Here is a 13,326-nt window from a genome sequence, read left to right as displayed (position 1 = left end):
AAAAACCACGCCCGCTTCGACCACATTGGCGCGCTCTCCCTTTAACAGGCTCGCTGCACGATCGACGATTGCGGGCCCAGCGCCATGGGCCGCTCGGAGTCAATTAGACTGGATACCTTGGTATCCAGTGAGTTTGCTGACAAAGTGCCCGGTCGAGACAGGCTGCTAGATCGTAAACACGCCGTGAACCCTTCCCTGGGGGTTCGATCCGCGCCATCCCTGGCGCGGACGGTTTACTCCTCTAGCAGCCTGTCCCGCCTTATCGACTCCGAGTATGTTAGTCAGCAGTCTGACCGGATACCTTGGTATCCAGTTCCTCTTATCGGCTGGTATCCAGCGCCGGAAAACTTTTCACCAGCTCATCAATGGCTTTCATCTGCGCCAGGAAAGGCTCCAGCTTATCCAGCGGCAGCGCCGAAGGGCCGTCGCATTTGGCATGTTCCGGATCCGGGTGCGCCTCGATAAACAAACCGGCGATGCCCACCGCCATGCCGGCGCGGGCCAATTCCGCCACCTGGGCGCGGCGGCCGCCTGAAGCGGCGCCGAACGGGTCGCGGGTTTGCAGGGCATGAGTGACGTCAAAAATCACCGGACAGCCGCCGGAAACGCGGTTCATCACGTTGAAGCCCAGTATATCCACCACCAGGTTGTCGTAACCGAAATTGCTGCCGCGGTCGCACAAGATAACCTGATCGTTACCCGCCTCATGGAATTTATCGACAATATTACCCACCTGGGAGGGGCTGATAAATTGCGGTTTTTTCACGTTAATCACCGCGCCGGTGCGGGCCATAGCCTCCACCAGATCGGTTTGACGGGCCAGGAACGCCGGCAGCTGAATTACATCCACCACTTCAGAGACTGCTTGCGCCTGTGCCGCTTCGTGCACGTCGGTGATAATTTTGACGCCGAATTGCGCTTTCAGCTCCTGGAAGATTTTCATGCCTTCTTCCAGTCCCGGACCGCGGTAGGAGTGGATAGAGGAACGGTTGGCTTTGTCAAATGACGCCTTGAAGACGTACGGAATGCCCAATTTTTGCGTGACGGTCACATAATGTTCGCAGATACGCATGGCCAGTTCGCGAGACTCCAGCACATTCATGCCGCCGAACAGGACAAAGGGACGATCGTTCGCCACGGGAATTTCGCCAATATTAACTGTTTTTTGCTTCATATCAGGGCCTTATTATCGTAAATCGAACTGCCGGCGGTATATACCCCTCATACATCAAGTCGCGGGTATGTCGGCCTTACCGCAACTGGAATTATCTGGGGTATAGCGTTATGGGGATCAATGCAGCGTCACCGATTTCTGCTCGATAGAGTGGATTTGCACTTTGATCATTTCGCTGATGGGATCTTCGGGGCATTGCTCAACGAAATAATTGAGATCGGATAACGCCACATGATCGCATTCCAACTGCGCATAAATCAAACCCCGATCGCGGATTTCGTAGGGATCGTCGGGATCGAATTCCAGCATGGCCTCGCTGGCGCCCAACGCCAGCTCCATTTGTTTTTCATCCATCAACGCGGATTTCAGGGTGTCCAGCAATTTTCGCACCACGGTGCTATTGTCCGCTTCCTCCAGGTCCTCGTCCACCAGCTCTATACCGGTGCCGATATTGCCGCGTAGCCAGATATCGAGGGTATGTTCATCCAGGGTATCGCCGTTAATGGGATTAATAAGCCACATTTCGCCGTCCAGCCAACCGGCGCGCAGGATCATCTGGGTGGGGAATATCACCGGCAGCAGAGGAATTCCCAGGCCCTGAGCAATATGCAGCAGGACAATGCCTAAGGATGTGGGCAGCCCCTGGCGGCGTTCCAGCACCTGGTCCAGCCACAGCGCGTCGGATAAGCGGTAAACACCCCCCACGCCGCCGAAACCCCAGATGCGGTAGAATAAATTCAGCAATAAATCGAGCTGTTGATCCGGTCGCATGTCGTCGGGGATATATTCCCGCGCTTCTTCGGTCAGCGTTGCCAACTGCTGACGGACGTTATCGGCGGGAAAATCCTGGCGGATGGCAAGAGAGATACGTATGACACCCTCGCTGAGCGGTGAGAGATTGTATTCAAAATCCGCAATATTACTCATAAAAATCCTGTCAGCAAAGGCTGTTTGCTGGTTGCCAGACGGTAAATGATAGAGAAAAGCGACAGCGCCAACCTAAGCGCAGGGAAAAAAGGGAAAGGATTCTCCATACCGCCGTTAAATGAAAGTACTTGATTGCCCTATAAGCACTACTCATCATCGCTCCTTCATCGTCGTCATGATCGGCGTCTCACGCCGGCCATTGTCCCATTGAAACACGTTCATTACCGCCATAGTCGTTCCGGCTGCCGACCCGATGAAAACCGGCCCGGAACAACAGGCCGCGCACAGCCTCGCCCTGCTGCCAGCCGTGCTCCAGCGCCAGCCAGCCGCCGGGCTGCAAATGGGCGCCGGCGCCGTCGATAACGGCGGCCAGATCCGCCAGACCGGAGGAAGCGGCCACCAAGGCGCCGAGCGGCTCGTAACGTACATCGCCACGGCCTAAATGCGGGTCATCGGCATCAATATAGGGGGGGTTACTCACAATAAGGGTATAGCGCTGTCCCTGCAATGATTTATACCAACTTCCGATCTCGAATGCGGCATTGCTCAAACCAAGATTACGGGCGTTTTCCCGCGCCAGCGCTACCGCTCCGGACTGCACGTCAATACCGGTCAGCCGCCAGCCCGGACGCTCGCTGGCCAACGCCAGCGCAATGGCGCCGGTGCCGGTACCCAAATCCAGCACATCCGCCAGCGGCTCCTGCACCAGCGCCAGGGCCTGCTCAACCAGGCATTCGGTATCGGGGCGTGGAATCAACGTCACCGGCGAGACTTTAAGCCTGAGGGACCAGAATTCACGCTCGCCGGTAAGATAGGCTATGGGCTCGCCGGCTTCGCGACGGGCCAGCAGATCCGCCAGTAATAAGACCTGCTGTGCCGTGAGCGGCGTTTCATCAAAAGCCAGTAACCAGGTACGCGGGCGGCCGGTAACAAAACCGAGCAAAATCTCGGCGTCGCGTTTGGGGCTTTCGCCCGCCGCCAACTGCCGGACGGCGGCATTCAGCCACTCGCGTATCTCCATCAGGACTGATCCGCCAGCGCCGCCAGCTGATCGGCCTGGTACTCCTGCATGATCGGTTGGATCAGCATATCCAGCTTGCCTTCGATAACTTCATCCAGCCGGTACAGCGTCAGGCCGATACGATGATCCGTCACCCGTCCCTGGGGGAAGTTATAGGTGCGGATGCGATCGGACCTGTCGCCGCTGCCCAGTAAATTGCGGCGGGTAGACGCCTCCTCCAGCTGGCGCCGGTGTATTTCAGCGGCACGCAGCCGCGCCCCCAGCACCGCCAGCGCTTTGGCTTTATTTTTGTGTTGCGAGCGCTCATCCTGGCATTCCACCACCAGCCCGGTGGGCAAATGGGTAATGCGGATGGCGGAGTCGGTGGTATTCACATGCTGGCCGCCGGCGCCGGAGGAGCGGAAGGTGTCGATGCGCAAATCGCCGGGATTGATTTCCGGCAATTCCTCTTCCGGGATGGCCGGCATCACCGCCACCGTGCAGGCGGAGGTGTGGATGCGGCCCTGGGATTCGGTTTCCGGCACCCGCTGCACCCGGTGGCCGCCCGATTCGAATTTAAGCTGGCCGTAGGCGCCATCGTTGTCTATTTTGGCAATGACCTCTTTATAGCCGCCCTGCTCGCCGTCGCTGGCGCTGACAATCTCGATGCGCCAGCGGCGCGCTTCGGCATAGCGGCTGTACATGCGAAACAGATCGCCGGCAAAGATGGCGGCTTCGTCACCGCCGGTGCCCGCCCGCACTTCGAGAAAACAGCCGCGCTCATCATCCGGGTCTTTGGGCAGCAAAAGCAGCTGCAATTCCTGCTCCAGCTCTTCCTGCACGGATTTGGCGTGTTTCAGCTCCTCTTGCGCCATATCGCGCATTTCCGGATCGTCCAGCAGCATTTCCGCCGTGTCGATATCGTCTTGCACATGCCGCCAGCGCTGAAAGGACGCCGTAACATCGGTCAGTTGCGCATACTCTCGGGACAGCGCGCGAAAACGCTCCTGATCGGTAATAACGCTGGGATCGCCGAGGAAAACCTCGACTTCTTCCTGGCGCTCTTGTAATGCTTCCAGTTTGGCAACAATAGAAGGCTTCATGGGTGGTGGTTTTACCTTATAAGTATAATGAGCTAGTCCAGTCCCAGACTGTCCCGCAGGATTTGCAGCCGCTCGACGTCACCGTCTCGGGCGGCTTGTTGCAGTGATTTGGTTGGTGCGTGGATAAGGCGGTTGGTCAAGCGATGACCCATTTCCCGAATCACGTCTCGTGGATCGGCGCCAAGGCTAAGGGCGGCCAGGGCGCGCGCTTCAATATCGGCCCGCAGGGTATCGGCCTGGCTGCGGTAATCGCGAATGGTTTCCACCGCGTTTTGCCCGCGCAGCCAGCCCATGAAATCAAGACATTCCTGCTCAACGATGGTTTCCGCCTGGACGGCCGCGGATTGCCGCTGGGCCATGTTTTTTTCAATAATGGCCTGTAAATCGTCCACCGTATACAGATAGGCATTGGGGATTTTGCCCACTTCCGGTTCGATATCCCGCGGAACCGCGATATCCACCAGCAGCATCGGCTGATTGCGGCGCAGTTTCATGGCCCGTTCGGCCATGCCCTTGCCGATGATAGGCAGGGTACTGGCGGTTGAACTGATGATGATATCGGCCTGGGCGAGCATACTGTCTATATCCCCCAGGCCGATAACGTCCGCCCCGACCTGGTCGGCCAGGCGCTGCGCCCGCTCCCGGGTCCGGTTGGCGATAATCAGGGATTTGACCTTATGCTCACGCAGATGCCGCGCCACCAGTTCGATAGTCTCCCCGGCGCCCACCAGCAGCACCGTCACCTCCGCGAGGGATTCAAATATCTGCCGCGCCAGCGTACAGGCGGCAAACGCCACCGACACGGCGTTGGAACCTATTTCGGTTTCGGTGCGTACCCGCTTGGCCACGGAAAAGGCTTTCTGGAACATCCGCTCCAGTTCACCGGCTTGGGCGTGGCCGAGCTGGGAGTCGGCAAAGGCTTTTTTAACCTGCCCGAGAATCTGCGGTTCCCCCAGCACCAGCGAATCCAGGCCGCTGGCCACCCGCATCAGGTGACTGACCGCCTCGTCGCCGAGGTGCCAGTACAGGCTTTGGCGCAGGTCTTCCGGGGATAGGCCTTGATAATCACATAACCATCGCAGCAATTTTTCCTGAAGAACGTTTTCCTGAAGTCCGTTTCCCTGGAGAACGGCCTGCCGAGGATTCGCTTCCTGAAGATTATCTTGCTGGTCCACACTGAGGTATAATTCGGTGCGGTTGCACGTGGACAGCACGACACCTCCCTGCACCAGCGGCTGCTGAAGCAAGCTTGCCAGGGCCTGATCAAGGGTGTCGGGGGCAAATGCCACCCGCTCGCGAAGTGCGATCGGCGCTGTTTTATGGTTGATGCCTAAGGCCAGCAAAGTCATAGAATACGGCTGATAAATAATACGAGTAATTGTATGGTTATGGTTTAAGTGCATTCTACTTGATGCCGGCTTTCAAGAAAAGTCGCACCGCATTTTCGCACCACTAGACGGTTTAGCTTGTTAAACTATATCACCCTATAGCTTTCACGTTGCGGCAAGGCGGCAAGCGAGAGAACCCGAAGAGCTTACGTTGGTAAGTGATTCGGGTGAGCAAGCGCGGCCAACACCGCAGCAACGTTAAAGATGACGGGTATAACTTGTGTGGAATTAAAATACCACCTATCAAAGAAATTGACGCTATCCTTGCGGTTCGTTAGCGTGATGAAAACCATAAAATCAGCAAATAAATAAGGAAGCTGTTCCCCATGCCGAAGCGTATTCCAGCCTGTTACCGGGTACTTCCGCTGGCCGCCCTGCTCCTGGCGGCCTGTAGTGTTCGTACGCCCACCGGTCCGGCGAAAAGCCAAACCTCACCGGAATGGCGGCAACATGAACAAGCGGTATCACAGTTGACCCATTATCAAACCCGCGGCTCTTTTGCCTATATTTCCAGCAAGCAAAAAGTCTATGCCCGTTTCAACTGGCAGCAAACCGGCCCCGATCGCTACCGGCTGCTGCTCACCAGTCCCCTGGGCAGCACTGAAATGGATCTCAGCGTTCAGCCCGGCATGGCCCAGGTCATCAACAGCGACGGCAAAAAATATGTCAGCGACGATGCACAACTGATGATCCATAAACTGACCGGCATGGATATCCCGCTGGATAATCTGCGCAAGTGGATGCTCGGCCTGCCGGGGGACGCGCGGGATTTCACCCTGGACGACAAGGGACAGCTCAAACAGGTCAATTACAGCCAGGGCGGGCAGCAATGGACGGTGACCTACCAGGACTACCTCGACGATACCCGCCCGTCGATGCCGGGCAATATGCAACTGCTCCAGGGCGATCAGCGTATCAAGCTCAAAATGGATAGCTGGAACCTGAAATGATTCATCGCTGGCCGTCACCCGGTAAACTTAACCTCTTCCTTTACATCACCGGTCGCCGGGCCGATGGTTATCACCTGCTGCAAACGCTGTTTCAGTTCCTCGATTATGGCGACCAACTGACCATCGAGCCGGTGAACACCGGCGTCGTCCGGCTGCTCACCCCGCTTCCCGGCGTGAACGAAGCCGATAATCTCATTGTCCGGGCCGCGGAGTTATTACGGCGACACCCCGTTGCCGCAAAAAATAAATTTTCCCGCCCCGGCGCCGATATATGGTTGGAGAAAAGACTGCCCATGGGGGGCGGTTTGGGGGGCGGATCGTCCAACGCGGCAACGGTGCTGGTAGCCCTGAATAATTTGTGGCAATGTGGTTTGGACGATGGGGAATTGGCCCGCCTCGGCTTGTCTCTGGGCGCCGATGTGCCGGTGTTCGTGCGAGGCCACGCGGCCTTTGCCGAGGGTATCGGTGAAATATTGACCCCCGCCGCGCCGCCGGAAAAATGGTATCTGGTGGCGGTGCCGCAAGTCTCGGTTTCAACCCCGGCTATCTTTGCCGATCCGGCGCTGAAAAGAGACTCGCCGGTACGCTCCCTGGAGACGTTATTACGTGAGCCGTTTCATAATGATTGTGAACCAATCGCAAGAAAACGTTTTTACGAGGTTGAACAGCATCTTTCATGGCTGTTAGAATACGCGCCGTCGCGACTGACTGGCACCGGCGCTTGTGTATTCGCTGAATTCGATACCGAGACCGATGCCCGCCAGGTGCTTGAGCAAGCCCCGGCATGGATGCATGGTTTTGTAGCGCGTGGCGTCAACGTTTCTTCATTGCATGACACGTTGGCCGGGGCGAATTGAGATTTCCCGCTCTGTTGCCGTCTCAACCCCGGCGGCCATAGCGGTTTATGCCCTAAATAATTCGAGTTGCAGGAAGGCGGCAACGCAGCGAGTCCCCAGGAGCTTACATTGGTAAGTGACTGGGGTGAGCGAGGAAAGCCAACGCACCTGCGACTCGAAGTATGACGGGTATATCTCAATAATTTATACCCGTGTGGCATTGCCCTGTATGGCGCTCCGGTCCTGAGTGTTATCCTGTGCAATACCTTCTCTGGACGCAAGCCTGAGGTTCTTCTCGTGCCTGATATGAAGCTTTTTGCTGGTAACGCCACCCCGGAACTAGCGCAACGTATTGCCAACCGTTTATACACCAGCCTAGGGGACGCCGCCGTCGGCCGCTTCAGCGACGGCGAAGTCAGCGTGCAAATCAATGAGAACGTGCGCGGTGGGGATATTTTCATCATCCAATCCACCTGCGCGCCTACCAACGATAACCTGATGGAGCTGGTGGTCATGGTCGATGCGTTGCGCCGGGCCTCCGCCGGACGTATTACCGCCGTTATCCCCTACTTTGGTTATGCCCGCCAGGATCGTCGCGTACGTTCCGCCCGGGTTCCCATTACCGCAAAAGTCGTGGCCGACTTTTTGTCAAGCGTGGGCGTCGACCGTGTTCTGACGGTAGACCTGCACGCCGAGCAGATTCAAGGCTTTTTCGATGTGCCGGTGGATAACGTGTTCGGAAGTCCGATCCTGCTGGAAGATATGCTACAGCAGGAGTTGGAAAACCCCATCGTCGTTTCTCCGGATATCGGTGGTGTGGTTCGTGCCCGTGCTATTGCCAAATTGCTCAATGATACCGATATGGCCATCATCGATAAACGCCGTCCGCGCGCCAACGTTTCGCAGGTGATGCATATCATCGGCGACGTGGCGAACCGTGATTGTGTTTTGGTTGATGACATGATTGATACCGGCGGTACCTTGTGCAAAGCGGCTGAAGCGTTGAAGGACCGTGGCGCCAAGCGTGTTTTCGCCTATGCCACCCATCCTATTTTTTCCGGCAATGCGTATGAAAACATCAAAAGCTCGGTTATTGATGAAGTGATTGTTTGCGATACTATTCCTTTGGCGCCCGCTATCAAAGCCCTGCCCAATGTCCGCACGTTGACATTGTCAGGCATGCTGGCCGAAGCCATACGTCGTATCAGCAATGAAGAATCGATTTCCGCCATGTTCGAACATTAATGATTAACGGGGTTGTTTTCAGAGAGCTGTCTGCGGGAGAGTCCGTGATTACCGGACGTTACCGCAGTCAGTCGAGAATTCGGCGCCGGCAGTAGCAGTTTTAAAAAAAATTTACGGCTGGTTTAAAGCTGGGAATATAGCCCGAACCTGCAATACAAGTTCGGGACAAGGGGATAAGCTCTTACGCTTTTCGGGCGCAAGTCAAGATGATTGCGCAACCCTATGGCATAATTGACGCAGGGTTACTCATGATAGCAATATCAATGACCCGTTAATGATGGCCAGTGCGGCGGCAGCGTTCGTCAAATTTGCGCAGCCACCAGTAGCGATCGGTTACGCGTTCATGTCCGCCGATGCGGGCACCGGTTAACCACAATAGCGCGCCGACAAATATGCCGAAGATTGCGCCATTGGCGAGCAGCGGATTCATATTCAACTGGGGTAACTGATTCATGACTGAACAGGCGAGCCCGGCTATCATCATGACCATCCCGACGCCCATCAAACCATTTCCCATCATTAATGCTGATTTACGTTTCATCGTCCACCTCCGGGTTCATCAATGAAATCGGCAATCTTGTATCTCATTGAGTCCTACTGATTAAAGTATAGACAGTAAGTGACGATAAACATCGTGCATCCGATCACAATGTGAAAATTTAGTCATACAATTTAATACTTTTGAACTTCTCTTGCCAATTTCTTAACGCTTGGACAAGGCAGGACTGGAAAGGCCCGGGCAGGACTCCCTCTTGCGCTTTTGAGAGCAGTTGGATAAAAAGATGTCAGCGATGACATATCAAATTATAGAACGTATCAAAAGGTAACATTCGAATCGAGTAAGGATTTTTAACTATTGACCCTGCGACCGCCATGGATACAAAAAAAACCGGCACGAGGCCGGAGCATGGAAGGACCCCCTCTCCGGCGCTTATCTCCGGCACTCACAGATTGTGGTGTTAGCTCTGCCGAGGGGTGATTCGATTATACACAATGAGACCTGTCTTATTGTACTTTTATTGCTATCGGCGGCGGACCGCAACGGCTCTTGAATGTCCTGATTTAGACTTGAACCGTCGGGGTCGAAATCTGCTACCATAAGCGCCGGATTTTCTTACCCTGCGTCGTCCAAGCGGCATCAGCCGCACGCCGCTAACCTAAGCCTGTTTTAAAGTTGTTCATATTGAGAATGTAAACGTCATGTCGATCAAATTAATTGTGGGTCTGGCCAATCCCGGTGCGGAATATGCCGCCACCAGACACAACGCCGGTGCCTGGTATGTCGATACGCTAACCCGGGACTACCGCCTCGATCTCAAGGAAGAGAGCAAATTTTACGGCTACACTGCCCGCCTGCTGATCGCCGGACAGGATATCCGCTTACTGGTGCCCACCACCTTCATGAACCTGAGTGGTAAAGCGGTGGCGGCCATGGCGACCTTTTACCGCATTTTACCGGAAGAAATATTGGTGGCCCATGACGAGCTGGATTTACCGCCGGGCAACGCCCGCCTGAAGCTCGGGGGCGGCCCCGGCGGCCATAACGGTTTGAAAAGCATTATCAGCTGTCTGGGCAATACCCAGCAGTTCCACCGGCTGCGCATCGGCATCGGCCATCCCGGTGATAAAAACAAAGTGGTGGGTTTTGTCCTGGGCAAACCGCCGTTAAGTGAACAGAGCCTGATCGATCAGGCCATTGACGAGGCGGTGAAATGCACGCCGATACTCATCACCGACGGCGCGGTTAAGGCCATGAACCGTCTGCATACCTTCAAGGCCGAATGAACCGCTCTTCAGCCCGGCGGCGCCGTGCCGCCAATCGAGTTATGGCCGGTTTATGTGTATAATAATGCCCTAGACTGTGGATTAAGATGCCGGCCAATATTAACCGGTTGATAATAAAGTTATTTAAGGTGATTTAACCATGGGTTTCAAATGCGGAATTGTGGGGCTGCCGAACGTGGGTAAGTCCACGCTGTTTAATGCACTGACCAAAGCGGGGATCGAGGCGGCAAATTTCCCATTCTGTACCATTGAGCCGAATACCGGCGTGGTGCCGATGCCCGATGCTCGCCTGGACCAGCTGTCCGCCATCGTCAAACCGCAGCGTATCGTGCCCACCACCATGGAATTCGTGGACATCGCCGGACTGGTTAAAGGAGCATCAAAAGGCGAAGGACTGGGCAACCAATTCCTGACCAATATTCGCGAGACCGAAGCCATCGGACACGTGGTGCGTTGTTTTGAAAACGACAATATCATCCACGTGGCCGGCAAGGTCGATCCGGCTGAAGATATCGACGTCATCAACACCGAGCTGGCGCTGTCCGATCTGGAAGCCTGCGAACGGGCGCTGTTCCGGGTGCAAAAACGCGCCAAGGGCGGCGATAAAGACGCCAAAATCGAGTTGGCCGCGCTGGAAAAATGCCTGCCCCATCTAAGCGAGGCCGGTATGCTGCGCACGCTGAATTTGACCGATGAAGAAAAAGAAGCCATCCGCTACCTGAGTTTCCTGACGCTGAAACCCACCATGTATATTGCCAACGTGGCTGAAGATGGGTACGAAAACAACCCGTACCTGGATACCGTGCGCAAGATTGCCGAAGCAGAGGGTTCAGTAGTGGTGCCGGTTTGCGCGGCGGTGGAATCCGATATCGCCGAATTGGAAGAGGACGAACGGGCCGAATTCATGGCGGAGCTGGGCCTGGAAGAGCCCGGGCTGAACCGCGTGATCCGCGCCGGCTATGAGTTGCTCAATCTGCAAACCTATTTCACCGCCGGGGTAAAAGAAGTGCGCGCCTGGACCATACCGGTGGGCGCCACCGCCCCGCAGGCGGCCGGTAAAATCCACACTGATTTTGAAAAAGGCTTTATCCGCGCCCAGACCATCGCCTTTGACGACTTTATCCATTACAAAGGCGAACAAGGGGCGAAAGAAGCCGGCAAGATGCGATCCGAAGGCAAGGAATACATCGTCAAAGACGGTGATGTGATGAATTTCCTGTTTAACGTCTAAAATAATTTTCGTTGTCTCATGGGTTCCCACTGAATCTCATGAAGGCTTACAAACCCAATAAAATCCACGCGTTTTCGTGGGTTTTTCTTTTTATAGCGTCTCAGATTGTCTCGTGTAAGCGCAGTCAAAAATGAGGGAAACTCTCTCAGTTTCCCATTGTTTCGTGAAGCGCCGCTATTTGAACTTGACGAGATCCTTGAAGATCAGCTTACCCCAGGTATTGCCCCTGGCTTGGACGAGCGAGCCGCCATCCTTTAGCGGTCCTAGCGCAATCGGCGAGAAACCCAGTTGTTCTGCCAGAACCGCGACCGGTGCCACCGCATTTTCGTCATCACTGGACAAAAACACGACGCGGCTGCCGCCCTTCACGCTCGGATCAGCAGCCAAAACGGCAGCGGGCAGATGGTTAAAGCCCTTTACGAACCTGGCGCCGGTAAACGCTTTGGCGACAACCGCGGACGACGGTTGATCTTCCAGGTCTTCAACGGGAACACCCAAAGCATTTGTCGCGTCGATGATGGTCTTGCCGTGCCAGGTTGCGATCTGCTTCGCGACTTCGCGATGTTCCCAGAACGGAACCGCCAGGAAGATTGTGTCGGACGCGATCGCCTCCCGCAGCGACTTGGGGACAACGGTGGGGCCGATCGCTCGCGCCTGCTGCATCAAGGCCTCGGGAGGACGCCGGCTGGCGACGATCACCTCGATGTTCTTTCTTGCAAACGCCCGGGCGAGCGCCTGACCTACCGCGCCAAAGCCAATAATCGAATAGCTCATGGGGATTCTCCATTCAGTATTGATAAGGAATCTCTATTTATCGACACAACTTGCGTCATCGTCGTCGAGCTGACAGGTCCTTCTGCACGCTTTTCGACGCGATGTCAGATGGCCGAGGTGCCGCCGTCGACATACAGTTCCACCCCATTCACGAAGCTTGATTCGTCTGAAGCAAGAAACAGCGCAACTGCCGCAATTTCCTCAGGACGACCCATCTTTCCACGCGGGACCAGAGATTCGAAATACCGCTGCGTCTCCTCGTCAAAAATTTGCTCCTGAATCGGTGTGGCTATCTGCCCCGGGCTCAGCACGTTCACCCGGATTTTCCGGCCCTTCAGTTCGTTGAGCCACCCGCGTGCGAATGCGAGCAACGTCGCCTTGCTGGCCGCATACACGCTGAAACCGGGAAAACCCTTGATCGAAGCAATTGATCCGGTCATGAAGATCGATCCGCCATCGTTGAACAGCGGTAACGCCTTCTGAACCGTAAACAGCGTGCCGCGCGCATTCAGGTTGAAGGCCGTATCGAAGTGCTGCTCGGTTATCTCGCCCAGTGGGACGGCTTCGCCCGTGCCGGCGCTCGCGTACAGGACGTCGATGTTGCCTTTTTCCCGCTTGACCGTATCGAACAGGCGGTCGAGGTCGTCAAGATTGGCCGCGTCACCGCGTACGCCGGTCACATTCCGGCCAATCAGCTTGACGGCCTCATCCAGCGTCTCCTGCCGCCGGCCCGTGATGAAAACGTAGGCGCCTTCTTCGACGAACCGCATGGCGCTCGCCAGCGCCATGCCGCTCGATCCACCCGTGATGACTGCAACCTTACCTTCCAGCTTTCCCATGATTTTTCACCTTTTATCGTGTCGGACAGCGTCTTTGTTGCCATTGGCACAAGGACGATGTATCTTGTGGATCA

At 55.7% G+C, this 13,326-nt stretch carries 13 protein-coding genes; 5 read left to right on the top strand and 8 right to left on the bottom strand.

The window, feature by feature from the left end; all coding sequences use genetic code 11:
- Window positions 1-319: 319 nt before the first annotated feature.
- The 5 genes from kdsA to hemA form a co-directional block, all read right to left on the bottom strand.
- Window positions 320-1,174, bottom strand: a complete 855-nt coding sequence (gene kdsA, locus HB631_RS16545; RefSeq protein ID WP_213992266.1) for a 3-deoxy-8-phosphooctulonate synthase — start codon at window positions 1,172-1,174, stop codon at window positions 320-322.
- A 117-nt stretch (window positions 1,175-1,291) separates the two neighbouring features.
- The gene (gene sirB1, locus HB631_RS16540; protein ID WP_213992265.1) at window positions 1,292-2,101 is read right to left on the bottom strand and encodes an invasion regulator SirB1; all 810 of its coding nucleotides are present in this window, start codon (window positions 2,099-2,101) and stop codon (window positions 1,292-1,294) included.
- Window positions 2,102-2,288: 187 nt separating this feature from the next.
- Window positions 2,289-3,122, bottom strand: a complete 834-nt coding sequence (gene prmC / locus HB631_RS16535) for a peptide chain release factor N(5)-glutamine methyltransferase (protein WP_213992264.1) — start codon at window positions 3,120-3,122, stop codon at window positions 2,289-2,291.
- The gene (prfA, locus tag HB631_RS16530; protein ID WP_213992263.1) at window positions 3,122-4,204 is read right to left on the bottom strand and encodes a peptide chain release factor 1; all 1,083 of its coding nucleotides are present in this window, start codon (window positions 4,202-4,204) and stop codon (window positions 3,122-3,124) included. The genes prmC and prfA overlap by 1 nt, the downstream gene beginning before the upstream one ends.
- A gap of 32 nt (window positions 4,205-4,236) precedes the next feature.
- The gene (hemA, locus tag HB631_RS16525; RefSeq protein WP_213992262.1) at window positions 4,237-5,553 is read right to left on the bottom strand and encodes a glutamyl-tRNA reductase; all 1,317 of its coding nucleotides are present in this window, start codon (window positions 5,551-5,553) and stop codon (window positions 4,237-4,239) included.
- A 365-nt stretch (window positions 5,554-5,918) separates the two neighbouring features.
- On the opposite strand from hemA, the gene lolB reads away from it, so the two are divergent.
- The 3 genes from lolB (at window position 5,919) to prs (ending at window position 8,623) form a co-directional block, all read left to right on the top strand.
- Window positions 5,919-6,542 (top strand): lipoprotein insertase outer membrane protein LolB, encoded by a 624-nt coding sequence (lolB, locus tag HB631_RS16520; protein ID WP_213992261.1) that lies wholly within the window; start codon window positions 5,919-5,921, stop codon window positions 6,540-6,542.
- The gene (gene ispE / locus HB631_RS16515; protein WP_213992260.1) at window positions 6,539-7,399 is read left to right on the top strand and encodes a 4-(cytidine 5'-diphospho)-2-C-methyl-D-erythritol kinase; all 861 of its coding nucleotides are present in this window, start codon (window positions 6,539-6,541) and stop codon (window positions 7,397-7,399) included. Before lolB ends, ispE begins: the two co-directional genes overlap by 4 nt.
- 276 nt (window positions 7,400-7,675) lie before the next feature.
- Window positions 7,676-8,623, top strand: a complete 948-nt coding sequence (gene prs, locus HB631_RS16510) for a ribose-phosphate diphosphokinase (protein WP_213992259.1) — start codon at window positions 7,676-7,678, stop codon at window positions 8,621-8,623.
- 271 nt (window positions 8,624-8,894) lie between these two features.
- Here the strand turns inward: prs and ychH are convergent, their stop codons facing one another.
- Window positions 8,895-9,164 carry a stress-induced protein YchH gene (ychH, locus tag HB631_RS16505; RefSeq protein WP_213992258.1) on the bottom strand — a complete coding sequence of 90 codons (270 nt, stop codon included), beginning with the start codon at window positions 9,162-9,164 and terminating at the stop codon, window positions 8,895-8,897.
- Window positions 9,165-9,823: 659 nt separating this feature from the next.
- On the opposite strand from ychH, the gene pth reads away from it, so the two are divergent.
- Both pth and ychF read left to right on the top strand, forming a co-directional pair.
- Window positions 9,824-10,408 (top strand): aminoacyl-tRNA hydrolase, encoded by a 585-nt coding sequence (gene pth, locus HB631_RS16500; RefSeq protein ID WP_213992257.1) that lies wholly within the window; start codon window positions 9,824-9,826, stop codon window positions 10,406-10,408.
- Window positions 10,409-10,547: 139 nt separating this feature from the next.
- Complete coding sequence (ychF, locus tag HB631_RS16495) at window positions 10,548-11,639, top strand: redox-regulated ATPase YchF (RefSeq protein WP_213992256.1); 1,092 nt, start codon at window positions 10,548-10,550, stop codon at window positions 11,637-11,639.
- A gap of 174 nt (window positions 11,640-11,813) precedes the next feature.
- Here the strand turns inward: ychF and HB631_RS16490 are convergent, their stop codons facing one another.
- Together HB631_RS16490 and HB631_RS16485 are read right to left on the bottom strand one after the other, a co-directional pair.
- Complete coding sequence (locus HB631_RS16490) at window positions 11,814-12,413, bottom strand: NADPH-dependent F420 reductase (protein WP_213992255.1); 600 nt, start codon at window positions 12,411-12,413, stop codon at window positions 11,814-11,816.
- 104 nt (window positions 12,414-12,517) lie between these two features.
- Window positions 12,518-13,255, bottom strand: a complete 738-nt coding sequence (locus HB631_RS16485; RefSeq protein ID WP_345945718.1) for an SDR family oxidoreductase — start codon at window positions 13,253-13,255, stop codon at window positions 12,518-12,520.
- Window positions 13,256-13,326: the final 71 nt, after the last annotated feature.

It is taken from the genome of Sodalis sp. dw_96, from assembly GCF_018449575.1.
GTDB lineage: Bacteria > Pseudomonadota > Gammaproteobacteria > Enterobacterales > Enterobacteriaceae > Acerihabitans.
This window is presented reverse-complemented; position numbering and strand designations above follow the sequence as displayed.

What these genes read in the sequence shown, in the direction of transcription:
- kdsA (WP_213992266.1), bottom strand. Translation starts at nt 1,174, where the DNA reads ATGAAGCAAAAAACAGTTAATATTGGCGAAATTCCCGTGGCGAACGAT.
- sirB1 (WP_213992265.1), bottom strand. Translation starts at nt 2,101, where the DNA reads ATGAGTAATATTGCGGATTTTGAATACAATCTCTCACCGCTCAGCGAG.
- prmC (WP_213992264.1), bottom strand. Translation starts at nt 3,122, where the DNA reads ATGGAGATACGCGAGTGGCTGAATGCCGCCGTCCGGCAGTTGGCGGCG.
- prfA (WP_213992263.1), bottom strand. Translation starts at nt 4,204, where the DNA reads ATGAAGCCTTCTATTGTTGCCAAACTGGAAGCATTACAAGAGCGCCAG.
- hemA (WP_213992262.1), bottom strand. Translation starts at nt 5,553, where the DNA reads ATGACTTTGCTGGCCTTAGGCATCAACCATAAAACAGCGCCGATCGCA.
- lolB (WP_213992261.1), top strand. Translation starts at nt 5,919, where the DNA reads ATGCCGAAGCGTATTCCAGCCTGTTACCGGGTACTTCCGCTGGCCGCC.
- ispE (WP_213992260.1), top strand. Translation starts at nt 6,539, where the DNA reads ATGATTCATCGCTGGCCGTCACCCGGTAAACTTAACCTCTTCCTTTAC.
- ychH (WP_213992258.1), bottom strand. Translation starts at nt 9,164, where the DNA reads ATGAAACGTAAATCAGCATTAATGATGGGAAATGGTTTGATGGGCGTC.
- pth (WP_213992257.1), top strand. Translation starts at nt 9,824, where the DNA reads ATGTCGATCAAATTAATTGTGGGTCTGGCCAATCCCGGTGCGGAATAT.
- ychF (WP_213992256.1), top strand. Translation starts at nt 10,548, where the DNA reads ATGGGTTTCAAATGCGGAATTGTGGGGCTGCCGAACGTGGGTAAGTCC.
- HB631_RS16490 (WP_213992255.1), bottom strand. Translation starts at nt 12,413, where the DNA reads ATGAGCTATTCGATTATTGGCTTTGGCGCGGTAGGTCAGGCGCTCGCC.